Genomic DNA, 24303 nt, shown 5'->3' on the forward strand with positions numbered 1-24303 from the left:
CGGCATGTTTGACTACATCATCGTCGGTGCCGGCACGGCCGGCTGCCTGCTGGCCAATCGCTTGTCGGCCAACCCCGACAAACGCGTGCTGCTGCTGGAGGCCGGCGGCAAGGACGATTACCACTGGATCCACATCCCGGTCGGCTATCTGCATTGCATCGGCAATCCGCGCACCGATTGGCTCTACCAGACCGAGCCCGAGCCGGGCCTCAACGGGCGCGCCTTGCGCTACCCGCGCGGCAAGGTGCTGGGCGGCTGCTCCAGCATCAACGGCATGATCTATATGCGCGGCCAAAGCCGTGATTACGACGGTTGGGCAGCCGCTACCGGCGACCCGGCCTGGCGCTGGGACGCTTGCCTGCCCTTCTTCAAACAACATGAGAACCATTGGCGACTCGACCAGCCGGCTGGTGCCAGCGCGGCCTTCAAGGCCGCCCATGGTCATGGCGGCGAATGGCGCATCGAGCGTCAGCGCCTGCGCTGGGATGTGCTGGACGCCTTTGCTCAAGCGGCCGTGCAGGCCGGCATTCCGGCGACCGAAGACTTCAACGCAGGCAACAACGAAGGCGTCGGCTACTTCGAAGTCAACCAGCGTCAGGGCCTGCGCTGGAATACGGCCAAGGCTTTTTTGCGGCCGCTTTGTTATGCGCGCTCAAATTTCGAGTTATGGACCGGCAGCATGGTGCAGCGGCTCAAGCTGGAACACATCGACGGGCAGCTGCAATGCCTGGGCGCCGAGGTGCGAACGCCCGCCGGGCTGGAAAACGTCAAGCTCAATCCTGGCGGCGAGCTGCTGCTGGCCGCTGGCGCCATCGGCACGCCGCAGATTCTGCAACTCTCCGGCATCGGCCCGGCCGACTTGCTGCATGGCCTGGGAATAGTTATTCAGCAAGCGTTACCGGGTGTCGGCGCCAACTTGCAAGACCATCTGCAGATCCGCAGTGTCTTCAAGGTCGAGGGTGCTGCGACCTTGAATACGCGCGCAGCCAGTTTATTCGGCAAGGCCAAGATTGCGCTGGAATATGCGCTCAAGCGAACCGGGCCCATGAGCATGGCGCCGTCACAGCTGGGTGCCTTCACCCGCAGCAGCCCGGACCTGGCCTGGCCGGACCTTGAGTATCACGTCCAGCCCTTGTCGCTGGAGGCCTTTGGAGAGCCCTTGCACAGCTTCAACGCCATCACCGCCAGCGTCTGCAATTTGAACCCAAGCAGTCGCGGCAGCGTGAGGATTCGCTCGGCCGACCCGGCCCAGGCACCGGCCATCGCACCGAACTATCTCAGCACCGAGCAAGACCGCCGCACCGCCGCCGCCAGCTTGAGGCTCACACGCACAATACTCGCGCAGCCGGCCTTGGCGGCCTACCGCCCGGAGGAATACAAACCAGGCCCGCAGTATCAAAGCGATGAAGAGCTGGCCGCCATTGCGGGCGAGATCGCCACCACCATTTTCCATCCCGCAGGCACTTGCAAGATGGGCTCGACCGATGACGCCACGGCCGTGGTGGACAGCCGCCTGCGGGTGCGCGGGGCCAATGGGGTGATTCAGGGCTTGCGCGTGGTGGATGCCAGCGTGATGCCCAGCATCACCAGCGGCAACACCAATTCACCGACCTTGATGATTGCCGAAAAAGCGGCGGCCTGGGTACTGGCCGATGCCCGTAAGCCGGTCAAGGCAGCTTGAAAGTGTCAACGATGTCGGCCAGTTTGATGGCCTGATCTTTCATGCTCTCGGCCGCCGCTGCGGACTGCTCCACCAAGGCGGCGTTTTGCTGGGTCATCTGATCCAGCTTGACGACCGAGCCATTGACCAGATCGAGCCCCCTGGACTGCTCGGCCGCGGCGGTGGAAATCTCGCCGATGATGGCTGACACGCGCTCCACACTGCCGACGATCTCGCCCATGGTCTGACCGGCGTCGGCCACCAGCTTGGTCCCGCCTTCGACCTTGTCGACCGAAGCGCCGATCAAGCCCTTGATCTCGCGCGCCGCCTGCGCGCTGCGCTGCGCCAGCGAGCGCACCTCGCCCGCCACCACCGCGAAGCCGCGCCCCTGCTCACCCGCGCGCGCGGCCTCGACAGCGGCGTTCAGCGCCAAGATATTGGTCTGAAAAGCGATGCTGTCGATCACGCCGATGATGTCGCCGATCTTGCGCGAGCTGATATTGATGTCTTCCATGGTGCTGACCACCTGGGCCACCACCCGGCCACCGCGCGCCGCGACCTCGGCGGCAGAGGCGGCCAAACGATTGGCCTCCAAGGCCGAGCTGGCCGACTGCCTGACCGTGCTGGTCAATTCATCCATCGACGAGGCCGCCTGCTGCAGGCTGGAGGCCGTCTGCTCGGTACGTTCGCTCAGGTCCATATTGCCGCTGGCGATTTCGGCGCTGGCGGTGCGGATCGAGGCCGAGGCCGCCAGCACCGCCTGCATAGAGCCACCAAGTTGCGCCGTCATGCGGCCCAAGGCTCGCACCAGATCACCGACCTCGTCGACGCGCTCGCTGCTGGCGTCAACCGCCAGATTGCCGGCCGCCACTTCGCCGGCGATTTCGGTGGCGCGCTGCAACTCATTCGTCAACTTGCGCTGCATCAGCCAGGACAGATAGACCGCCGCCGCCGCCAACATCAAGCCAAGCGCAGCCAGCAGCCATTTGCTGCGCTGCGCCTGCTGGTTAGCAGAAGCCACTGACTCGGCCGAGGCCGACTCGACGCGCGTGATCATCGCCCGCATGGTCTGTGTCAGCGCCTTGAAGCTCTCGTCGGCGCTTTGCAGCGCGGCGATACCGGTATTTGGGTCCACCGAAGACAGGTCGATCGCCTCGTCAGCCTGCTTCTGATACTTGGCCATCAAGGGCGCCAATTGGCCCGTGCTTTTACTCAGCTCTGCGTCATCCGCATGGGATTCACCGATGCCTGCTGCGACTCTTTGCACGCCCGCCAGCTGCTGCACCAACTCGGCTCGGAAAGACTTGATCTTGGGTTCATCCAAAGAAGCAATCAAGGCCACCGTGCGGTACACACCGGTGTGAATATGAGCCAATTGTTCCTGCGCGTTGCTGAGCGTGCGGTAGTCCTCCAACTGGGTGTTCATGGTGGCGAGGTTGGTATCGGCCACCCGCGTCATCAGCAGCACATTGAGCTGGCCGGTGCTGAACACGACAACCGCCGTCAATAGCGGCGCAGCAAGCAATTTCCAAGCTAGTTTCATTTCCACTCCCTGTTAACGAGTAACGCGGGCTCTCTGGCCCATGGAACGAACTGATTACTTGTAGATGCCGCCGCAAATCGCCATGTCTTCGAACTTCTCGCAATACATGCGCTTGGGCTCGATCTTTTTGTTCTCGGGGTTGGTGAATTTGTAGTCTTGCCAGAACGTGCCCTTGCTGGCGGCCATTTCGACCCGCTCCTTGACGAAGGCCTTGCCGTCCACGTCTTTCAGATCGATCAGGTTCTTGCCGACCATCTTGATATTGGCGCCGTGCGCGCGCACCGTGCCGTCCAGACCATAGGCCACCAAATAGAGGTCCTGAAAAGTGAACTGCCCGCCCTTGGTGGAGATTTCGGCAAAACCCTTTTCACGACCATTGGCCTTGATGAAGGCGACACCCTTCTTGACCATGGCCACCGCCTGCTCCTCGGTGGCGCCACCATCGGCCGCCAGGCAGATCTGCGATGCGCAAGCGGCAAGGCCGGCAACAAGTGCTGCTTTCAGGGCAAACATGGAGACAGTCATGTGCATCTCAAACTCCTTTAAGGGCCGAGGCGGCCGTGTGGATAAAGCCAGGACAAGTATAGGCAGTACAAACCCTGAGCAGGGTCAGCTTCTTGCCTATCGGCCGGCTTCGGTCAGCCTTGAGGAATTTGTCACGCCTGAGGCGCGCCGGTCAGACGAAACGCTGCTCCAAATAAGCCAGCAGCGTGCGAATTGTCTGCGCTTCGCCGCCGACCGGGCGGCCGGGCCGCGCCACATCGTTCCAGGCGAACAGGTCGATGTGCAACCAGTCCTGGTTCTCGGGCACAAAGTACTCAAGAAAAAGTGCCGCATTGATGGCGCCGCCCAGTGCATTGCGGCCGGTATTGACGATGTCGCCGATGCTGCTCTCGATGCCGGCCTTGTAGGGCGCCCACAGCGGCATATGCCACATTGGATCTTCCAGTTTGAGTCCCAAATCGACCAAGTCACGCGCGCTGTCGAAATGCTTGCTGAACAACGCCGGCAATTGCGCGCCCAGGGCCACACGGGCTGCGCCGGTCAGCGTGGCCAGGTCGATGATCAGCTCCGGTTTGCCTTCCGAGGCATAAGCCAGCGCATCGCTGAGCACGACGCGGCCTTCGGCATCGGTATTGCCGATCTCGATGTGCAGGCCCTTGCGGGTCTTGATCACATCGCCGGGGCGGTAGGCATTGCCGGCAATCGAGTTCTCCACCGCCGGTATCAGCACTTGCAGCCGAACCGGCAGCTTGAAGGCCATCACCAAGGCGGCCAGGCCCAAGGCATTGGCGGCGCCGCCCATGTCTTTTTTCATCTGACGCATGCCCTCGGCGCCCTTGATGTCGAGGCCGCCGGTGTCAAAACAGACGCCTTTGCCGACGATGGCCAGCAGCGGCGCATCCGCAGCACCCCAATTCAGCTCGATCAGACGCGGCGCGCGCGTCGAGGCTCGGCCCACCGCATGGATGGCCGGGAAGTTCTGCTTCAACAAGTCATCGCCGACGATTTGCTTGAATTTGGCGCCATGCTGTTTAGCGATCATTTGCGCGGCCTTGGCCAACTCCTCCGGGCCCATATGCTCGGCGGGAGTGTTGACCAGGTCGCGGGTGGCGGCCATCGCCGTGGCGAAGGCCAGGCCGCGTTGCGCGTCGACACTCGGCGTCAATAGCAGCTCTGCCGGCGCACGGCGCCGCGCCTTGTAAAGATCAAATTGATAAGCGCCCAGCTCCCAGGACAGGGCGGCCGCTTCGGCTTGCAATGCCAAACCCTGATCGGACAAGCAATACCGCCCCTCGGGCAGTGCTTGCGGCAAAGCTGCCAAGGCAAAGGGGTCGGCCACATGGCTGATGCCGGCGAAGACCTGGCCGAGCTTGCCGTCCGGGCCAGGCACCAATGCGAAGCTGTCCGGCGCACCCACAAAGCCCAGTGCGGACAACCAATGCCGAGTTGCTTCGGGCAGCGTGGCGGCCAAGGCCTTGAAGCTGCTGCGGTCGACCACGGTGATGGCGATGGCGCCTGTTGAGGCAGATGTCTTGAATTGGACGGTCATGGTGCGGCTGGCTCCGTTGCGGCGCTGAAGAAGCGCCGATTGTCCGCCTGAACTAACAGCTGCTCTGCAAACGCACCAGCAAAGCCTGCGCGGCCGGACTGGACTTGGCGGGCGGCATCTCGCCGGCAGTAGCCAGCAGGCGTTGGGCGGTGGCCAGATGCGGCGTCACCGGACCGATAAAGCGCAGCTGTTCGCCGACGCCGATCAGCAGGGTCGGGAAGGTCTCGACCTCCAGGTCACCGACCAACTCCTCGTCATCCTCGATATCAACCCAGACAAAGCGGAAGTTCGGGTACTGCAAGCGCAAGGCGGCAATCACCTCGTGATAGGCGTCGCAAGTGCGGCACCAAGCGGCGCAAAGACAGGCCACCAAGGTGGTCTGCGCGCAGCGGTCATGGGCATCGGTGGCAATCATCATGGTGCTAAGCATAGCCATGCTGGCCGGCCCTGCCGCAAGGCACGGGGGCTGCGTTGCAAACTGGCGACGCCCGGCCGGGTAAAGACCCCGATGGAAAAACTTCAACAAAATGGTGCACAGCTGTCAACCGCACCTATTTAGCTCGCGTTGTGCCCTCAGACGGAGCGAGATTGTTGGAATCTCACCCGCAGTAGCAAAGGCAGTAGCCATGAAAACGCAACAACATTCGTCCGAACCCCAGCCCCGCCGCATGCCTTGCCCCGAGTTGCAAGCCGGTCAGGCCGACTACAAGGGCCGCAAGCACGAGGCTTTCGAGGCCGGCAGCTTTGGCAGCGACCGCCGCAGCCTGGCGCGTGCGATCCGCTTCGACCGCAAGCGTTGAAGACTTGACTGCACCATGACGGTGCGGTCAGGCACTCAAAGGTGCCATCAATAGTTCCAAATCCTGCTCAGTGAACTTGAGCGCTTCGGCCGAGTCACTGCCCAGCACCCCTTCCGCCAGCGCCAGTTTGCGCTGCTGCAACTCCAGCATCCGCTCTTCGATGCTGCCCGCCACCACCAGTTTGTAGACGAACACCGGCTTGTCCTGGCCGATGCGGTGCGCGCGTGCGCTCGCCTGCGCCTCGACGGCCGGGTTCCACCAGGGGTCGACATGGATGACCGTGTCGGCCGCCGTCAGATTCAGGCCGACGCCGCCGGCCTTCAGGCTGATCAGCATCAGGGGCAGCTCTTGCGCTTGAAAGCGCCTCACGATCTCGCCGCGCGCCGCCACTGGCGTGGCCCCGGTCAATGTCAGAAAAGGCAGCGCCAGCCGGTCCAGCTCATCGGCGATCAGGCCCAACATTTCGGCGAACTGTGAAAACACCAGCACGCGCCGCCCTTCGGCCAGCAGCTCTGGCAGCATCTCGCTCAGCAATTCCAGCTTGGCGCGTTCGGTATCGGCGGCCATTGCCATGCCCTTGATCAAAAACGGGTCACAACAAACCTGACGCAGCTTCAGCAGCGCATCGAGCACCGAGATCTGTGCGCCGGCAAAACCGCGCCGGGCCAAGACCCGCCGCACCTGCTTGTCGGCCGCCACCCGCACGCTCTCGTACAAATCGCGTTGCTGACCGTAGAGCTGCACCTTGCGCGTCACCGTGGTCAGCGGAGGCAGCTCGGTCGCCACATCTTCCTTGCGGCGGCGCAGGATGAAGGGCCGCACCCGTTCGGCCAGCAGCCGCGCGCGCAAGGTCTCGCCATTGGTTTCTATCGGCTTGCGCCAAAGCCGCGCGAAGCTGCGGGCGTCGCCCAAAAAACCCGGCATCAGAAAGTCGAACTGCGCCCACAACTCGCCCAGATGGTTCTCCAGCGGTGTGCCGGTCAAACACAGGCGATGGCGGGCGCTGAGCTTGCGCACGGCGGCCGCCGCCCGGCTGCTGGCGTTCTTGACCGTCTGCGCCTCGTCCAGAATCAGCAAATGCCAGGGCTGCGCCGTCAGCGCGGCGGCGTCCCGCCAGAGCAGCGGATAGGTGCTCAGCACCAAATCGTATTCGGCCAAATGCGAGAAATGCTGCGCCCGCTCCGAACCCTGCAGCGAGAGCACGCGCAGCTGCGGCGCGACGCGAGCTGCCTCGGCCTGCCAATTGAACAGCAGCGAGGTCGGCAGCACCGCCAACGCCGGGCGATTCACGCCGCCGAGCCGGCCGGCTTGCTTTTCAAGCAGCAGATGGGCCAGCGCCTGGGCGGTTTTGCCTAGACCCATATCGTCGGCCAAGATGCCGGCCAAGCCCTGCTCGCGCAGATACTGCAACCAGGCCAGGCCGCTCAATTGGTAGGGTCGCAGCGTCAGGCCCAAACCAGCAGGCGGGGCCACCGAGCGCGGTTCGCCGGCGGCCAGCAGCTTCTGGGCCATCAAGCGCAGGTCGGCGTCGCCATGCATCTGCCAGCCCGAGCGCTCATCCAAGCCCATCAAGCGCGTGGCTTCCCAATCGCTCAAAGGCAGCGGGCCTTCGCGGCGCCTTGGGTCGGTCAGCAGGTCGACCATCGCCGCCACAATGGGTTTCAAAATGGACGCCGGCGCCTCGATACGACGACCGCCTGGCGCGTGAAGCAAGATGATGGCGTCGTCGTCGATGGACGCGATCGCCTCGGCATCGAGCCAGCGCGCGTCGCGCTTGAGCAGGTCGGCAATCATCGGCGCCAGATCCAGCATTTCGCCCTCGATCTCGACCCCCAGCGTCAGCAGCCAAGAGCCCTCGCGGGCCGGCAAGCCGAGGCGTTTGATGTCGATGCGCCAGGCCTCCGGCGCAAGCGGCCGATGCGCAAAACCCGGCTGCACAAGGATGGCCCAGCCCTTGGCCTCCAACTCGGGCACGCGCGTCAGCCAGAATTCAGCGAAAAGGTCTTCTTGCGTCAGCGTCCACAAATGCGCCAGACCGGCCGCGTTGTCCGGATGCCGCCATTGCAGCAAATCGGCATCAAGCGGAATCAGGCCTGAACTCCACAGCTGGTCACGCGCCTCGGCCTCGGCCAACAAATCGCGTGCCAACAAGCGGGCACCAACCGTTTGGGTCAAGGGTGGGCGGCTATTCAGCAGCGAGCGCGGCGCGGGTGTGTCCCACAGCAGCTTGGTCTCGCCGGCATAGGTCCAGTCGACTTGCGCAACCGTCACCGCGTCGCCGCGTGGTCCCAGCTTGCCACCAGGTGCCAGGCCTAACAGCCCATCCCCACGGCTCAAGGTGCGCAGCGTCAAGCGTGCTCGAAAACGGGCCGGCTCGCCTTTGGGCAACGAAGGGGGCGGCGCTGCGGGCAAGGCAGGCGGAGCCGGCACTGCGGCGTCGCTGAGCAAGAGATCCATCAGTTTGGCCGCGTCGGCCTCGGGCAGGCGCGGCAGTGTCTTGAGCTCGTCGCGCCCGGCCTTGCGGCGCAGCGCTTCGACCCAGACCTGCAATGTGGCGGCACGCTGCGGCGCGTCGGCCGCTATTTGCAGCTTCAGCATCACTGCGGCCGCGTGTTCACAAAAATGGCGGGCCCGGCAGCTGCATTGGGCGCTGTAATGCGGCCGGCCATCGCTGCCTGCGACGCCTTGCAGCGCCAGCTCGTATAGCTGCTCGCCGCTGCCCGCCACCCGGGCGCTGGCGCCAGACTCGTCTTGCTGCAGATCCAAAATCTGCGCTTGCAAGGTCCGCCCGCGTTGCAGGCGATGGCGCTCGAACAGGCGCGCCAGTTCAGGCTCGGTCGGAGGCCAGATACGTTGCTCAGCGGCGAAATTGGGGCTGGTGGACATGGCCGTCATTGTCGGGTCTAGCTTTGCTGGCAGACTGCAGCCCATGCGACTTGTATTGATCCGAAGAATTTTGCTCGGCCTGGGCAGCGGCTTTTTGCTGCTGTCGGGCTTGACCCTCGCTTTGACTTTGCAGCGCACGCCCTTGGTCGCCGTGGCCGCCGAACTGCAAGCGGCCGACGTCAAACAAGCCAAAGATTTTTTGCGCCGCAATGACCCACGCCAACTTGAAACGGGTGCGCCGCGGCTATTGAATCTGCGCGAGCAGGAGCTTAATTTGATGTTGGGTCAAGCCGCCAAAGTCTATGGCCACGCGGCAGCGCAAGTGCAGTTGCGGCCCGGTCGGGCGCAAGTCCAGGCCAGTTTGCCGGTGCCGAAGTTTGGCGTCTGGTTGAACCTCGATGCCGAGCTGCGCGACGGCAAGACGCTGCCGGTGTTCACCCGCTTGCGCATCGGCCACTTGCCGCTACCGGCCTGGCTGGCCAACTGGGGCATGAAGCGCACCTTGCAAGGGCTGCCGGCCGCGCTTGATCTGCCAATGACCGATGCGCTGGTGGGCGATATGGTGGAGCGGGTCGGCTTCGGCGCCGAACTCTTGCACATCAAGTACCGCTGGAACAAGGACAGCATGGCCCGCGTGATGTCCTCCTTGTGGCCGGCCGCCGAGCAGCAACGCGCGCTCGCCTACCAGGAACATTTGGCGGCTTGGGTGCAAACGCTGCCGCCGGGGCAGCCTGTGTCTTTGGCGAGCTTGATGCCGCCGATGTTTGTATTGGCACAGCAACGCAGCGCCGGCCTGAGTGCCCAGGCCGCAGCGGAAAACCGCGCCGCCATTCTGACGCTGGCGCTTTATGCCACCGGGGAGAGCTGGGCGCGCGTGATGCCGGCGGCGCAGTCGTGGCCAAGGGCGATGCCGCTGCAAGTGACCTTGAACGGGCGTGAAGACTTTGCCATGCATTTCCTGGTGTCGGCCGCGCTGGCGGTGGAGGGCGGCGGAGCGCTGGCCGATGCGATCGGCGTCTACAAAGAGTTGTCTGACTCGCGCGGCGGCAGCGGCTTCAGCTTCAATGACATCGCCGCCGACCGGGCCGGCACGCGTTTCGGGCTCTTGTCCGAGCAAGCGCCGGAGAAGCTGCAGTCGCTGGTCGGTCGCGGCCTGCCCGAAAGCGCCTTCATGCCCGATGTATCCGATCTGCCCGAATTTCTGAGTGAGGCCGAGTTCTTGCAGCGCTATGGCGGCGTCGATGGAAGGGCCTATCGGCAAATGATGAAAGAGATCGAAGCTCGCCTGAGCGCACTCTCTTTGTGACTTTGTTCACGTCGCGGAACAAATACCCCCCGAATGAATGGGTCTGCTGCGCGCGCTACCCCCCTGAGTCCGGGGCTGCCAGCCCCCCCTAGTTTCACGGTCGCGTCGAAAATAGTACCTACGATTTTTGGTACGAGGGCGGCGGCGATGCGAGACACAAGAAGGTTGGCGGCACTCTGCTCGGGCCTGCTGTTGTACGGCGTTTGCTGGACTTTGGCCTGGTTGCTGGCCGACATTCGATTGCCGGCCCATGTGTTCCCGCATGCCCTGGTGGGGCGCGGCAGCTTAGGCGCCGTGCTGGGCGAGGCCGGCGCTATCGCGCTGCTGCTGTTCGTGATCGCTCTGGTTTGGGGCTATTTGACCGTTCGCTCGCCTAAATTGGGTCAGCGCCCGACCACCGCCTGGTGCCTGACTGGCTTGGGGCTGGCTTGGTTTGCATGGCTTTTGATGGGCGTGTTCAAGTTGTCTGACACCCAATCCGTCGCCGAACGTTCAATCGGCATCTTGTTGTTGTCAGCCACACAGCCGCCGCTGTGGGGCCTGCTCAACACCTTGGCCTTGCTGCTTGGAGCGATCATTGCCGGCATCTTGGCGGGCAAACACTATCGCGCACTCGGCGGTGGTCAGGGTCGTACCATCAACGCTTCTTATGCGCGACGCCGTGACAAATTCAGCCGAAAGACTGCCAGCAAGCAAGCTCCCAGCGGTGTTGACGCCGGCTGGCCCGCAACGCGCCCGATGTCCGAGCTGCCAGAGGCCACAGGCGGCCTGCATCTGCCAATGGGTCAGACCGGCCGCTAACCGGGCCGAGCTGCTGCTGCTCCAGCATCCGCTAGAGCAAGGCCACGCCAAGGGCAGCGCCAAATTGTTGCAGCTGTCGCTGCAAAATTGCCGCATCTGGGTGGGCGAGCGCTTTGATCCGGAAGAACTCGCGCAGGCTTTGGCAACTACCGAGGCTGGTTCAACCTGGCTGCTTTATCCCGAAGACCGCCCGCATATCAAGCCAGGCTTGATGGCCGCGCCGGCCTGCCGCCGCTTGGTGCTGCTGGATGCTACCTGGCGCAAAAGCCGCAAGATGCTGTTGCTCAACCCCTTGCTGCAAAGCTTGCCGCGTTTGGCTCTGCTTGATCCGCCGGCCTCGCGCTATCACGTGCGCAAAGCTCATCTGGGGCACCAGCTCTCGACACTGGAGGCCGGCGTCTTGGCCTTGCAGCAATTGGAGGGTCCGTCAGCGGCCTTTGACGACTTGCTCAAGGGCTTCGACGGTTTTGTCGCGCAACAAGCAGCTCGCTTTCAGCCCTGACCCGAGAGGCTGAGCGCGCGCGCAATGCGGTTGCGCGCCACCGTTGTCTTGGGCACCTTGAACGGGAACCAGGTCCGCACATCCTCTTCCAGCCCGATGCCATGCATATAGTTGTAGATGGCCTTCTTCAAGCCGACGCCGAGCCGGTCATGGTCAACCCCGGTCGGGTCGATAAAACCGACATCGTTCTTGGCGAATGAGACCGGCGGCAGCGGCTGCAAGCTCACGCCATAAGCGGCCGGGTCGCGTCCCACCGGGGAATGCACCGTGCAGGCAAAGCGATGGAAAAAGCCGCTTTGTATGCAGCCCTGCTCGAACAACTGGCGCACATATTCCAAAGCGTCGACGGTGTCTTGCACGGTCTGGGTCGGAAAGCCATACATCAGATAGGCGTGCACCAGGATGCCGGCATCGGTGAAGCCACGCGTCACGCGTGCCACCTGCTCGACCGAGACGCCCTTCTTCATCAGCGTCAGCAGGCGGTCGGAAGCGACCTCCAGGCCACCCGAGATGGCAATACAACCGCTGTCGGCCAGTTGTTGGCAAAGCTCCGGGCTGAAGGATTTCTCGAAGCGGATATTGCCCCACCAGGAAATGCTCGAATTGCGCGCCTGCAACTCGGCCGCCAGCGCCTTCAAGGCCTTGGGCGGCGCGGCTTCATCGACGAAGTGGAAGCCAGTCTGGCCGGTCTCGGCGACGATGGCTTCGATACGGTCCACCAAGGTGGCTGCCGAAGTGCCTTCATAACGCGAGATGTAATCCAGCGAGACATCGCAAAAACTGCATTTCTTCCAGTAGCAACCATGCGCGACCGTCAGCTTGTTCCAGCGCCCGTCCGACCAGAGCCGGTTCATCGGATTGAGCATGTCCAGCAAGGACAGATAGCGATCCAGCGGCAGGCCGTCCCAGGTCGGCGTGCCGACTTCGGCGAAGGCAATGTCTGGCTCGACGAAGTTGATGTACCTGACCTGTCCTTCTTCTCTGACAAAAGTCCTCACCAACCTCTGCCTGGAGCGTTTGCCATCGAGGTGTTCCAGCAGCGCCAGCAGTGGCCGCTCGCCGGCGTCCAGCGTCACATAGTCAAAGTAGTCGAAAACACGCGGCTCGGTCAGCTCGCGCAGCTCGGTATTGACGAAGCCACCGCCCAGCGCGATTTTGATGTCGGGATGCTCGGCGCGGATGAATTGGGCGATCCGAAAGGCCGCGTAGACAGCGCCTGGGAAAGGGATCGAAATCAAGATCAGGCGCGGCTGATGGCGAGCCATCGCCGCCAACGCCAGCTCTTGCAAGGTCGTATCGACGAGATTCAGCGGTGCCGCCAGCGCCTGGGCCAGCGGCTCGAAGGTTGGCTGACTGGTCGCCAGCGACTCGGCATAACGGACAAACTCGAAGCGCGGATCGACCGCGTCGCGCAGCACATCGGCCAAATCGTTCAAGTACAGCGTGGCCAGATGGCGGGCCTTGTCTTGCAAGCCCAGGGCGCCAAAAGCCCAGGCCAAAGGATCGCCACCGTCTTCGTCGATATAGACATCGAGCGAGGCAAATCGCGGCCCCTCGGGCAGAAAACTGCGGCCGCAGATGCGGTGCGCCAAGGTCGGGTCGCGCCCTTGCAAAAAGGCGATGGTGGCGCCTATGGTTGACAGATAGACTTCAAAAGCAGCGTCGAAGCCTTGCACCAGGGGCGTGCGCTTGTCCAAGGGCAAAGCGTGAATGGCCTCACGCAGTGACAGCAGCCCGGCGCGCGAGAAGAGCTTGAGCATCAAGGCCAAGGCCAGGTCTTCTTGCACCGCGTCGACAGCACGCGAGCGCAGAAAGCCGGTCAGATAGGCGGTCGACGGATAAGGGGTGTTGAGCTGGGTCATCGGCGGGATGACGGACAGCACACGCATGGCGGGTGGCACTGAGGGCTGGATGGACATAGAAGAGCCTGGACGGAGCCTCATTTTGCCAGCCCCGCGAGCGCGGCGGGCTCAGCGCTTCACAAGGTGCATTGCGAGGCCGCGTTGGTGGGGCAGGGCCCGCGCCAGCGCAGTTCGGTCGCATTCGCCGGCGGCAAGGGCGAGCGCAGCGTCTGCAGCTCGGCGCGGCTGATTTTGAATGCGGCCAAGGCGGTCCAAGTTCCCGTCGCGCCGGCACGATATTCCAGGCTGTAGCTCGCATTGCTGCGCAGCGCTCGCGTGCTGATCAGGTACTGGCCGTTCTCAAGCGTGAAGCTCGGGCTGTCGGTAAAAGGCCTTGCCAAGGGTTCGCCGACGAACAGGCCTTGGCCCGGCCATTGCACCGACTTCCAATAGGCCTCGATGACGGTCTCGCCGCGAAAGTAATGCTCCATCAGGATAGAAGCTTGCGGGAATTTCTGGGTGTAGTTGCAGGGTTCCTCGACGGTGCCATAACTGGCCGTGACGCCGGCATCCAGCCAGTCGGTGACGGGCATCTGGCCCGTCCGAGGCAAGACGCCGCCATGGGAAGTCAGGTGATCGGCCACGGCGCCGGGCCTGAAGCTCAAGCTGGCCAGCTTGGGCACATTGGCCAAGCCGGTGAAGTAGAACAAGACGTCGGTCTTGGCTTCGATGAAGTCGGCAGCGGCAGCGGCCGAGTTGTCGATGTAATTGAGCTTGAGGCGCCCTGACCAAGCCGCCGGCAGGCCGATATAGTCACTGAAGCGTACGCTGCGCGCCGCGTCACTGGTGCGCAGCAGATAGCCTTCACCAGCGGGCTGCCTGGCGTCGGCGCTCACACCGCGGTCGATCAAGGTCTTGGCCGCAGCCAAGTCGGCTGCACCCAGCATCATCGAGGGCCGGATCTTGTGATCCACCCAAGCCTGCCTGGATTCGGAATCAAAGTAACTGGATGTCGCGGTGCTGGAGCAGCCGCCGCAATATTTGCTGTCGTAGCCGTAGGCCATCGCGCTGGTAATACTCATCGAGCAAGTGCCGACCACGCGAGACGGCGCGGTCCAGGTCAGCAGTGTCGCTTGCACATTGGCCGGCAACTTGGCATCCACCTCGGCCTTGAGCGCGGCGAAGTCGGGCTCCGAGATCGTCGCCGAGGCCGTATTCAGCTTCACCCGGATGATATTGGCCGCCGGAATGCCGCGCGCCGCTTGGTAGTAGCTGGCAATCGCTTCGGATTGCGCGTCGCCGTCGACCACGAGCACCGCCAAATCGGCCGCACTCAAGCCTGCGCTCGGCAAGCGGAAACCCAAGCTGCTGGTGGCGCTGCCGACAGGCACCGGCGTCGTCGCTGGGGTCTGCGCGCTGCCTGAACCGCCGCCCCCACCGCAAGCGCTGAGCAGCAGGGCCAGCAACAAAGCGCCCCCATGCGAGTGCAATAGGCGCAGCCATGGGCCGAGTCGAGCGTTGGTATTCAATCCATACATGGTCCGAATTGTTCCGCCGCGCACTTTTTGGCAAATCGAAAAATGCACAACAGTTCGCTGCTTGTTCGACCCTTCCCGGCCACCTTGGTGTGAATGAATTTGCTAAAACACCACAGACTTCGAATTTAGGGCATGGGCCACGACCTAAATCAGTGCAGCATGAATTTCTAATAGCTTCATATTTCATCTCTACATTTGAAGTAGTGAGCGCACGCCAACACGACCAAGTCGGTGCACGCTGACCGTAAAAACCCCAAGTGCGGGCATACAGGCTCGGACCTACATTCGCGTCACTCGATGTATCCGCGATCCGGATGCTAGGGCGGCCTGAGGAGACAATCTCGAGCTAAGCAGTACCAACAAAAAAGTGACACTGTCACAATCAATAGGCCGCTGAGACCAGTTTTCAGCGGCCTGTTTTTCTTTTCAGCGACAGTTTGATGCTGCAGTCCCTTTTTCCTTTCTCGCATGCTTGAGCTTCTCACTGTCGCGATGGCCTCATTGTTGGCCGGCTTTATTGATGCAGTCGTCGGTGGCGGCGGCTTGATCTTGGTGCCGGCCCTGTTTGGCGTCTTCCCTCAAGCCGCACCCGCCACCCTGTTCGGCACCAATAAAGGCGCATCGATCTGGGGTACCGCCTGGGCCACGGCTCAATATGCGCGGCGGGTGTCACTGAACTGGTCGGCGCTGCTGCCTGCGGCAGGCATCGCCTTGGCGGGCAGTTTTGCCGGCGCTTGGACGGTCACCCTGGTCGACCCCAGCTTTTTGCGCCGTGCGCTGCCGCTGATACTGGCCCTGGTCTTGATCTACACCTTGGCACGCAAGGACTTGGGGCGGCAACATGCGCCGCGCTTCAGCGGCCGCGCCGAGACGCTGGTGGCGGGCGGCATCGCGCTGGTGATTGGTTTTTATGACGGCTTCTTCGGCCCCGGCACCGGCAGCTTCTTTGTCTTCCTGTTCGTGCGGCTCTTGGGCTATGACTTCTTGCATGCATCGGCGACTGCCAAGCTGATGAACACGGCCACCAATGCAGCGGCCATCGCGCTGTTTGCCTACAAGGGCCATATCTGGTGGCATATCGCTGCCGTGATGGCCATCACCAACGTCATGGGCAGCCTGGTCGGCACGCGCATGGCCTTGGCGCGCGGCGCAGGGTTTGTGCGCGGCATGTTCATCATGGTGGTGAGCAGTCTGATCCTGAAAACGGCTTGGGACGCCTTCTTGCGCTAACCCTGCGCTGCAACGCATGCTTGCAAACTCTTGCTGAATTGCAGGCGCAAAATAGCCGTTCTAAGCACTAAGATCGGCCTAGTTATTGGAGATTTCCCACCATGCCCGTCGATCCAACATTGCGCACGCTTGACATTGAAATTCCGACTCAGCCCGAGGTCTTGGTCAAGCTGTCACTGTTGATGGCGGCTGAGGACATTGATCTGCTGGCGATGTCGTCCCTGGTCGAGACCGATATGGCCTTGGCGGCTGCAGTTTTAAAAGCCGTCAACTCCTCGCTCTACGGCTTGCGCGGCCGTGTCCAGACCGTGCATCAAGCTTTGACATACCTGGGCATGCGCGAAGTCGCCTCCATCACATTCGAGATGGGCTTGCGGGCCGCCTTCCCGCCGGCGGCCGAGTTGGAGCCGGTCTGGAAGCGCGCCGCCGAACGCGGTTTGCTGATGGGCCGGATGGGGCAGATGCTGGGCATCGATCCCTGGGCTGCGCACTCGGCCGGTCTGTTCGAGGAATGCGGCAAAGCGGTCTTGTATCGCCACGCGCCTGCGCACTATCCGGCCATGTTGCGGGCGGCCGCCAGCGATGTCGAGTTGGTGCAACTCGAACACACGGCTTTTGGCGTTAGCCATGATGCGCTGGGTGCCGCGCTGTGCGAGAGCTGGGGCTTGGCGCCGGCGGCAGTGGCCAGTGTGAGGCACCATGTCGAAGTACAAGCCACACTGCTGATGCCAGAGGCCCTGCAGCGCCGCGGCGTTAGCGCGATTTCCACCATTGCCTGGGCTTTGCTACAGCATCCCGAACGATTGGATGAGGTGGCGAGCGACATCGCCCCACAAGCCTCTTTGGATGAGGCCTTGGTGCTGCGCGCCGCGCGCCGAGTCAGCGATCAGATGCAACAGGCGCTGGAGCGCGATCGCTGATTAAGCCTGGCGGGGCTCAGGATGGCCGCTGGATGCCGCCAAGCTGAGTCGGTCACGACCGGCATGTTTGGCGATATAAAGTGCTTCGTCAGCGGCCTGCATCAAGGCATGCGGGCTCAAATAGGGATGCGCCGGGCTGTAGGCAGCCAAGCCCACACTGACGGTCAATACTTGGCCGTTCACACCACCTTCATGCGGCAATTGCAGTTCGCGCAGATCTTCACGCAATTGTTCCAGCAGGCCTTGGGTAAGGTCCAAGCCAAAACCAGGCAATAAGGCGACAAACTCTTCACCGCCCAGTCGCGCTACCAGATCCGTATCGCGTTTGAAGCGCACCGAGAGCAGTTGCGCAAAACGTGCCAATACGGCGTCGCCGGCTGCCACGCCATAGCGCTCGTTGAAGTTCTTGAAATGATCCAGGTCCAAGACTGCCAGGGCCAAATGCCCACGCTGGCGCTGCGCACGTTTGAACTCGCGCCTTAAACCTTCATCGAATTCACGCCGATTCGCCAAGCCGGTCAACTCGTCGATGCGGCTGAGTCGCCCCAACTCCAAATTCTTTTGTGCCAGGGCCTGCTCGGCCGAGCGCAAGGCTTCCTGCTGCCGACTCACTTCAAGCCGCAACTGCTCGGCACGGATTTGTTCTTCTTGCAATTGCTGCCACAGGCTTTGCTGAGCACGCGTGATCGAGCGCGAAATACGGGCCAGCTCGTTGGGCTGCGACTGATGCTGCGGCGACTCCAGCGGCGGCGGCAACGTGGCGTCAAAAGCATCGGCGTGACTGGCCAGCCGACGCAGCGCCTGCAAGGGCCGCAACAGCATGCGGTCCAAGACAAAAATCAACACCAGACTCAAGAGCAGCACCAGAGTCAGATCACGCCACAGCATGGCGGGCAACTGCTCGCGCCAAAAGGTGTTTTGCCAGGGCTCAGGCTGCGCCACGACCCGCACCGAGGCACCGCCCGCAGCCGGTGGGCCCAGCTTGAAGTCAATTTGACGCATTTCCGCTCGCGATGCCGCGCTGAAGTCGCCCAGGCTGACACGGCTGCCGCTGCCAGTGTCGAGCTCTACCGCGACCACGCCCGGCCTAGCCTGCACCTTGCTCAGCAGTTGCCGCGTCAGCTCACTCGGATTTGCATCCGCATCTGCAGCAGCAGAATCCGCCGAATCCGCCAGGCTGCGCGCCAAAGCAAGGCCGTATAGCTGCGGCAAGGCCCTCATTTCGGCCTCGAACGCGAGTTGGCGCTGCTGGATTTGGTAACGCAGATGCAAAGCATCGGTAGCGCACACCAGCAACAAACTTACCGACACGACGGCAAGTGCCAAGCGCAGTCTGATTGAGCCCAGACGAGAAGGCGGTGACATTGCGCCAGCAGTGGCCGAGGCAGCAGGAGAGGCAGAAGCGGCTGCAGATGAAAGAGGGCGCGGACTCACGGCTGGACTCGGGCAAGGTGAAGGGTCTGAGCTGCCATTGTGCATGGCAGGCAGGCCCCAGACCGCCCCAATTCACCAGGGTATTCCCAGACTAAGCGCAAATTCGGCGGTGAATCCGTGCCTCTTTGGCACGCCCGCTAAAGCCTGAGCGTCGAAGCTCAGGCGTTGACGAACTGCATCTGCGTGCCGGCCAACTCGATCACGTCACCGTTCTTGAGCGCGACCGACTCGCCGGTTAAGGGTGCGCCATTGACGCTTGGGCGCGCTACACCTTCAACATGGGCAAACACATAACCGCTGGGTCGCTTGGTGATGGACGCGACTTGCACTCCTGGCTTGCCGACGGTGGTCACAACCTTGGTCAGGCTGACCTCGCGGCCTGCTGCCGCACCATTCAAGACCTTGATCGACGCTGGCGAGGCATTGGCTGCAGCGGGTAGCGTACCGAATCCCGACGGTACGCCGCCGGTGACCGGCAAGGCCGCGCCGGGTTTCAAGATCATGGTCTTCTCGTAGTCGCCGGCATCCTCCAGCAAGAATTTGATCTTGTATTTGCCGATTTCGACGATGTCACTATTGGCCAGCAACTGCTTTTTGATCGCCTTGCCGTTGATGTAGGTGCCATTGGTCGAATTCAAGTCTTCGATGAAGACATCGGCACCCACCATTTGCAACACGGCATGCTCACCGCTGACAGCCAGGTTGTCGATCACGATATCGTTGTACGGACGGCGCCCAAGCGTGGTCTTGTCCTTGGTAATCTGGACATCTTTAATCACCACCCCATCGAGCGAAACCACCAGTTTGCCCATGCTTTGACCTCAATCCTGTTGTCTTGTAGCTTGCCTCGGCGCCGTCTTGCAACGCCATTGAATTTCTAAACCAAGTCAGCGCCGCCCAAATGGCCACCAAGCCCGACCTTCTGACTTGACGCGACCTTCGGCGCGAACCAGCACCAGCGCGATATTATCTCGGCCACCCATGTCATTGGCGCCGTCTATCAAGGCTTGCGCCGCTTCCGACAAGGAAGGGTGGTTTAAGAGCAACTGACAAATTGCTCCATCGTCCAGCATATCGGACAGGCCGTCCGAGCAAAATAGGTAGACATCCCCAGGCTGGACTTCGTGCAGATGCAACTCCAGCATCACCGAATCCTCCACGCCGACGGCGCGGGTGACCAAGTTCTTGTTGCTGGATTGGGCCGCTTCTTCAGCCGTCAGCAGGCCGGCATCGAGTTGCTCTTGCAAGAGCGAATGGTCGCGGGTGATTTGGGTCAGATGGCCGGCACGCATGCGGTAGGCACGCGAATCACCGACATGGCCCATCAACAAGCCCTCCTCTCGAAAGACGCCGACCACCAAGGTGGTCCCCATGCCGGCATAGCGCGGATTGGTATTGGCGGCGTTGAAAATCGCACGGTTGGCATTGTCAACACAGATGTCCATGGCCCGCCTCACATCGGCGGCACTGGCGCTGCTGGCCGACTCTTTGAGCCAGCGTCCCAGTTCAGCGCGGATGAAGCTGGTCAGCATCTGACTGGCCACTTCACCGGCGTTGTAGCCGCCCATACCATCGGCCAGCACAGCCAAGCCGACCGCCTCATCCATGGCCACCGAGTCTTCGTTGTTGTCGCGTGCGCGGCCCACATCTGTGGCGCTGAAAAACTCCAGGGTCATGGCTTTGTCTTCGGTTGCTTGTCGGCCAGATTCTGCCCTGCTTCCACGGCATCTAGACGGACTGTTTGTGCAAAAGAATCGGCAGATTCAGCTGACTCGACGGGGATATCCGGCGTCACTGGAGTCGTCGTCGCCTCATCCCAATCCGATTGGGCCAGCACGGCGTCCAAATCTTGTGCCATCTGCTCACCACTGCCATAGCGCAGTTCAGGGCGTTTCTCCAGCGCCAGCGCCAGCACCAGAGCCAAGGTTTCGGGCAAGCCGGGGCGGTAATGACGCACGTCGGCCGGGGTCTGGTTCGCGATTTGATACATCAGTCGCGCCATTGAGTCGGATTGGTGTGGCAGATGAGCGGTCAGCAATTGGTAAATCATCGCGCCCAGCGAATACAGGTCGCTGCGCCCGTCCACCTTGAGCCCCGCCAATTGCTCGGGCGACATAAAGGACGGCGTGCCCAACACCAAGCCGGTGCGCGTGCGGCTGCCGTCGGCAATGCGAGCGATGCCAAAGTCCATCACCTTCAGCACGTCGTTTTGCACATCCAGCATCACGTTGGCCGGTTTGATGTCCCGGTGCACCACCCCTTGCTTGTGCGCATAGTCCAAGGCCCGCGCCAACCTGGCGCCCAGACGAACCACTTGGCGCGCCGGCAGCCGTTGATCCGCTCGGGTGTAATGGCTGAGATCCTTGCCTTGCACGAACTCCATCGCGATCCAGGCATCTTCACCCGCTTCGCCGGCATCCAGCACCTGCAGGATGTCAGGGTGATGCAAATGCCCAGCGGCGCGTGCTTCGCGCATGAAGCGCTGACGCACATCGACCAAGTCCTCGGCCGCAAATTCGCGTTGCAGCGACAGGCGCTTGATCGCCACCATTTTGCCGTTACTGAGTTGACGGGCCAAATGCACGACCGCCATCGCGCCGCGGCCGAGTTCGCGCTGCAGTTCATAACCCTGCAAGCCAACGGCCACTTTGGTGGCTTGCACGGCCAAAATAGAAGCGCCATCGGCGGCAGCCAGCGTCGATTCGCCCCCCACCGGAGGACTGGATTTACCGAGAATTCGCCGCCAGAAACCCGTCATTCGTGCGCCCTTTTGCCTATTCGGATTTTTTGCTTCGAGCAGCCATCAATTTGCCGGCTGCCAGTACAAACAATGCGCCAACAATTCCGCAGCCGTAATGCCACGCCGGCACCACCATAACGCTACCGGCTGGTTCGCCCGGCTGAACGGGTACCCAGGCCTTTAATGCCGGATCGCCAATGATCATCGTACCGGCGATCCAGCCCAGCAGCATTGCGCCGACGGTGATGACCACCGGGAAGCGATCCATCAGCTTGATCACCAATTGGCTGCCCCAGACGATGATGGGAATCGAAACCAACAGGCCGAAAATAACCAGGGGCATTTGGTGATCGCCGCCCGCGCCATGGGCCGCGCCGGCAATTGCAATCACATTGTCCAAGCTCATCACAAAATCGGCCACGATGACGGTTTTGACCGCCGCCCACAGCTTGTCACTGGCCTGGATATGGGCATGCTCTTCCTCGTTCTCGGGCACCAGCAACTTGATACCGATCCAAACCAAGAGCAGTCCGCCGACGATCTTGAGATAGGGCACTTGCAGCAAGGTCAAGGCAAAAAATATCAACAACACCCGCAACACAATGGCGCCGGCCGTGCCCCAGATGATGCCCTTGGTGCGCTGGGCCGCTGGCAGCTTGCGGCAGGCCAAGGCGATCACGACCGCATTGTCGCCGCCGAGCAGGATGTCGATCATGATGATCTGTCCTACGGCCAGCCAGAACTCGGGACTCAAAAGGGTATCCATGGATTCTTGTAGAAATGTTTGCGCTTATCGCGTGCAAGAGGCTTGTCAGCCGCCCACTATAGCGAAGCGGGGGTGAAGCACGGGAGCAGAAAGGTTAGGCATAAAAAAAGGGGCTAATGCCCCTTTTCGTTTGATAGCGCAGAGTGGATGCCGGCGCGCCTGGCCGGCTACGCATTATTCAGCGCTCGATTACAGCAAGCCCTTCAGCAGCTTGGCCATTTCCGACGGGTTGCGCGTGATCGTGAAGCCGCAGGCTTCCATGATCGCGAGCTTGGCGTCGGCAGTGTCGTCGCCACCGGAGATCAAGGCACCGGCATGACCCATGCGCTTGCCCGCCGGAGCTGTGACACCGGCGATGAAGCCGACGATAGGCTTCTTCATATTGTCTTTGCACCAACGTGCCGCTTCGGCCTCGTCCGGGCCGCCGATTTCGCCGATCATGATGACGGCGTCGGTGTCCGGGTCGTCATTGAAGGCCTTCATCACATCGATGTGCTTCAGACCATTGATCGGGTCGCCACCGATTCCGACGGCGCTGGACTGACCCAGGCCGATTTCGGTCAGCTGAGCCACCGCTTCATAAGTCAGCGTGCCGGAGCGCGAAACCACGCCGATCCGACCCTTGCGGTGGATGTGGCCGGGCATGATGCCGATCTTGATTTCGTCCGGGGTGATCAGGCCTGGGCAGTTAGGGCCAAGCAGCAGCGTGCGCTTGCCGCCGGCGGCTTCCTTGGCGCGCATCCGATTGCGGATCATCAGCATGTCGCGGACCGGGATGCCTTCTGTGATGCAGATGGCCAAGTCCAGGTCGGCTTCGACAGCTTCCCAGATCGCGGCGGCGGCGCCGGCAGGCGGCACATAGATCACCGACACGGTGGCGCCGGTGGCTTGTGCGGCCTCGGTCACATTAGCGTAAATCGGGATGCCTTCGAAGTCCTCACCGGCCTTCTTGGGGTTCACGCCGGCGACGAAGCAATTCTTGCCGTTGGCGTAATCGCGGCAGCCGCGTGTGTGGAATTGACCGGTCTTGCCCGTGATGCCTTGGGTGATGACCTTGGTGTCTTTATTGATGTAGATCGACATGATTTCTTATCCTTATGGGCCTAAGCCAGATTAAGCAACGGCGGCGACGATCTTCGTCGCGGCTTCGGCCATCGAATCGGCGGCGATGATGGGCAGGCCGGATTCGGCCAGCATCTTCTTGCCCAGGTCTTCGTTGGTGCCCTTCATGCGCACCACCAGCGGCACGGACAGGTTCACGGCCTTGCAGGCGGTGATCACGCCTTCAGCGATGGTGTCGCACTTCATGATGCCGCCGAAGATATTGACCAGGATGCCCTTGACGTCCGGGTTCTTCAGCATGATCTTGAAGGCTTCGGTAACCTTCTCGGCGGTGGCGCCGCCGCCCACGTCCAGGAAGTTGGCCGGCTCGCCGCCGAACAATTTGATGGTGTCCATGGTGGCCATGGCCAGACCGGCACCGTTCACCAGGCAGCCGATATTGCCGTCCAGCGAGATATAAGCCAAGTCAAACTTGGAAGCTTCGACTTCGGCCGGATCCTCTTCGTCGAGGTCGCGGTAAGCGACGACTTCAGGGTGACGGAACAAGGCGTTGGCGTCGAAATTGAACTTGGCGTCCAGGGCGATCAGATTACCCTTGGAGTCGCAATTCAGCGGGTTGATCTCGACCAGCGACGCGTCGGTCTCCATGAAGCACTTGTAGAGCTTGGCGAAGATGTCGACGGCTTGGTCGATCGAAGCGCCGGTCAGGCCGATAGCGGCAGCGATCTTGCGCGATTGCGCTTCGGTCAGGCCGGCCAGCGGATCGATCATCTCGGTGATGATCTTCTCGGGCGTCGAGTGAGCCACTTCCTCGATGTCCATGCCGCCTTCGCTTGAAGCGATGAAGGCGACCTTCTGCGTGCCGCGGTCGGTGACCAGCGAGACGTAGAGCTCATTCTTGATGTCGGCGCCGTCTTCGATGTAGAGGCGGCGAACCTTCTGGCCGACCGGGCCGGTCTGGTGCGTGACCAGTTGCATGCCCAAGATCTGCTCGGACAAGGCCTTGACGTCTTCCAGCGAGCGACCCAGCTTGACGCCGCCGCCCTTGCCGCGGCCACCTGCGTGGATCTGCGCCTTCACGACCCAAACCGGGCCGCCCAACTTCTGTGCGGCTTCGACCGCTTCTTGCACCGTGAAGGCAGGAATGCCACGCGGCACAGGCACGCCGAATTGGCGCAGGATTTCCTTGGCCTGGTACTCGTGAATCTTCATAGGGGTCTC

General features: G+C 62.1%; 21 protein-coding genes. 7 read left to right on the plus strand and 14 right to left on the minus strand.

Annotated features, from left to right (window positions below):
• Positions 1 to 4 precede the first annotated feature (4 nt).
• The gene (locus LNV09_RS06310) at positions 5 to 1681 is read left to right on the plus strand and encodes a GMC family oxidoreductase (protein ID WP_263556233.1); all 1677 of its coding nucleotides are present in this window, start codon (positions 5 to 7) and stop codon (positions 1679 to 1681) included.
• Here the strand turns inward: LNV09_RS06310 and LNV09_RS06315 are convergent.
• The 4 genes from LNV09_RS06315 to LNV09_RS06330 form a co-directional block, all read right to left on the minus strand.
• Positions 1668 to 3203, minus strand: coding sequence for a methyl-accepting chemotaxis protein (locus tag LNV09_RS06315; protein WP_263556234.1), 1536 nt, complete (start codon positions 3201 to 3203; stop codon positions 1668 to 1670). The two genes, LNV09_RS06310 and LNV09_RS06315, sit on opposite strands and share 14 nt — an antisense overlap.
• Before the next feature lie 54 nt (positions 3204 to 3257).
• The gene (locus LNV09_RS06320) at positions 3258 to 3734 is read right to left on the minus strand and encodes a cache domain-containing protein (protein WP_263556235.1); all 477 of its coding nucleotides are present in this window, start codon (positions 3732 to 3734) and stop codon (positions 3258 to 3260) included.
• Positions 3735 to 3879: 145 nt separating this feature from the next.
• A complete protein-coding gene (locus LNV09_RS06325) occupies positions 3880 to 5256 on the minus strand; it encodes a leucyl aminopeptidase family protein (protein WP_263556236.1) in 1377 nt (458 codons plus the stop codon).
• Positions 5257 to 5308: 52 nt separating this feature from the next.
• The gene (locus tag LNV09_RS06330; RefSeq protein ID WP_263556237.1) at positions 5309 to 5674 is read right to left on the minus strand and encodes a thioredoxin family protein; all 366 of its coding nucleotides are present in this window, start codon (positions 5672 to 5674) and stop codon (positions 5309 to 5311) included.
• 208 nt (positions 5675 to 5882) lie between these two features.
• Here LNV09_RS06330 and LNV09_RS06335 point away from each other — a divergent pair, with 208 nt between their 5' ends.
• Positions 5883 to 6056 (plus strand): hypothetical protein, encoded by a 174-nt coding sequence (locus LNV09_RS06335; RefSeq protein WP_263556238.1) that lies wholly within the window; start codon positions 5883 to 5885, stop codon positions 6054 to 6056.
• A gap of 27 nt (positions 6057 to 6083) precedes the next feature.
• Here LNV09_RS06335 and LNV09_RS06340 read toward each other — a convergent pair whose 3' ends face one another.
• Positions 6084 to 8942 (minus strand): DEAD/DEAH box helicase, encoded by a 2859-nt coding sequence (locus LNV09_RS06340; RefSeq protein ID WP_411969226.1) that lies wholly within the window; start codon positions 8940 to 8942, stop codon positions 6084 to 6086.
• Between the two features lie 43 nt (positions 8943 to 8985).
• On the opposite strand from LNV09_RS06340, the gene LNV09_RS06345 reads away from it, so the two are divergent.
• The 3 genes from LNV09_RS06345 to LNV09_RS06355 all read left to right on the plus strand — a co-directional run bounded on the left by LNV09_RS06345 (position 8986) and on the right by LNV09_RS06355 (position 11551).
• Positions 8986 to 10248, plus strand: coding sequence for a YfiM family lipoprotein (locus tag LNV09_RS06345; RefSeq protein ID WP_263556239.1), 1263 nt, complete (start codon positions 8986 to 8988; stop codon positions 10246 to 10248).
• A 147-nt stretch (positions 10249 to 10395) separates the two neighbouring features.
• Positions 10396 to 11049 (plus strand): hypothetical protein, encoded by a 654-nt coding sequence (locus tag LNV09_RS06350; RefSeq protein ID WP_263556240.1) that lies wholly within the window; start codon positions 10396 to 10398, stop codon positions 11047 to 11049.
• The gene (locus LNV09_RS06355; protein WP_318023272.1) at positions 10955 to 11551 is read left to right on the plus strand and encodes a tRNA-uridine aminocarboxypropyltransferase; all 597 of its coding nucleotides are present in this window, start codon (positions 10955 to 10957) and stop codon (positions 11549 to 11551) included. Before LNV09_RS06350 ends, LNV09_RS06355 begins: the two co-directional genes overlap by 95 nt.
• Here LNV09_RS06355 and LNV09_RS06360 read toward each other — a convergent pair.
• Both LNV09_RS06360 and LNV09_RS06365 read right to left on the minus strand, forming a co-directional pair.
• Positions 11542 to 13470 (minus strand): B12-binding domain-containing radical SAM protein, encoded by a 1929-nt coding sequence (locus tag LNV09_RS06360; RefSeq protein WP_263556241.1) that lies wholly within the window; start codon positions 13468 to 13470, stop codon positions 11542 to 11544. The two genes, LNV09_RS06355 and LNV09_RS06360, sit on opposite strands and share 10 nt — an antisense overlap.
• A gap of 59 nt (positions 13471 to 13529) precedes the next feature.
• A complete protein-coding gene (locus tag LNV09_RS06365) occupies positions 13530 to 14930 on the minus strand; it encodes a TIGR03790 family protein (RefSeq protein ID WP_263556242.1) in 1401 nt (466 codons plus the stop codon).
• A 468-nt stretch (positions 14931 to 15398) separates the two neighbouring features.
• On the opposite strand from LNV09_RS06365, the gene LNV09_RS06370 reads away from it, so the two are divergent.
• Positions 15399 to 16160 carry a sulfite exporter TauE/SafE family protein gene (locus LNV09_RS06370; protein ID WP_263556243.1) on the plus strand — a complete coding sequence of 254 codons (762 nt, stop codon included), beginning with the start codon at positions 15399 to 15401 and terminating at the stop codon, positions 16158 to 16160.
• A 101-nt stretch (positions 16161 to 16261) separates the two neighbouring features.
• Positions 16262 to 17080 (plus strand): HDOD domain-containing protein, encoded by an 819-nt coding sequence (locus tag LNV09_RS06375; protein ID WP_263556244.1) that lies wholly within the window; start codon positions 16262 to 16264, stop codon positions 17078 to 17080.
• Here LNV09_RS06375 and LNV09_RS06380 read toward each other — a convergent pair whose 3' ends face one another.
• From LNV09_RS06380 to sucC, 7 genes are all read right to left on the minus strand, one after another.
• Positions 17081 to 18406, minus strand: coding sequence for a GGDEF domain-containing protein (locus tag LNV09_RS06380; RefSeq protein ID WP_263556245.1), 1326 nt, complete (start codon positions 18404 to 18406; stop codon positions 17081 to 17083).
• 266 nt (positions 18407 to 18672) lie between these two features.
• Positions 18673 to 19326, minus strand: coding sequence for an FHA domain-containing protein (locus LNV09_RS06385; protein WP_263556246.1), 654 nt, complete (start codon positions 19324 to 19326; stop codon positions 18673 to 18675).
• 75 nt (positions 19327 to 19401) lie between these two features.
• Positions 19402 to 20190, minus strand: coding sequence for a Stp1/IreP family PP2C-type Ser/Thr phosphatase (locus LNV09_RS06390; RefSeq protein WP_263556247.1), 789 nt, complete (start codon positions 20188 to 20190; stop codon positions 19402 to 19404).
• On the minus strand, positions 20187 to 21272 hold the full coding sequence (locus tag LNV09_RS06395; RefSeq protein WP_263556248.1) for a serine/threonine-protein kinase: 1086 nt from the start codon (positions 21270 to 21272) through the stop codon (positions 20187 to 20189). Before LNV09_RS06395 ends, LNV09_RS06390 begins: the two co-directional genes overlap by 4 nt.
• 16 nt (positions 21273 to 21288) lie before the next feature.
• Positions 21289 to 22020, minus strand: a complete 732-nt coding sequence (locus tag LNV09_RS06400) for a TerC family protein (RefSeq protein ID WP_263556249.1) — start codon at positions 22018 to 22020, stop codon at positions 21289 to 21291.
• A gap of 189 nt (positions 22021 to 22209) precedes the next feature.
• Entirely contained in the window at positions 22210 to 23103 is an 894-nt protein-coding gene (gene sucD, locus LNV09_RS06405) for a succinate--CoA ligase subunit alpha (RefSeq protein WP_263556250.1), read from the minus strand.
• Between the two features lie 30 nt (positions 23104 to 23133).
• The gene (sucC, locus tag LNV09_RS06410) at positions 23134 to 24294 is read right to left on the minus strand and encodes an ADP-forming succinate--CoA ligase subunit beta (RefSeq protein ID WP_263556251.1); all 1161 of its coding nucleotides are present in this window, start codon (positions 24292 to 24294) and stop codon (positions 23134 to 23136) included.
• Between the last annotated feature and the right edge of the window lie 9 nt (positions 24295 to 24303).

The sequence above is a fragment of the Paucibacter sp. B2R-40 genome (assembly GCF_025717555.1).
In the GTDB taxonomy this organism is placed as follows: Bacteria; Pseudomonadota; Gammaproteobacteria; order Burkholderiales; family Burkholderiaceae_C; genus Paucibacter_A.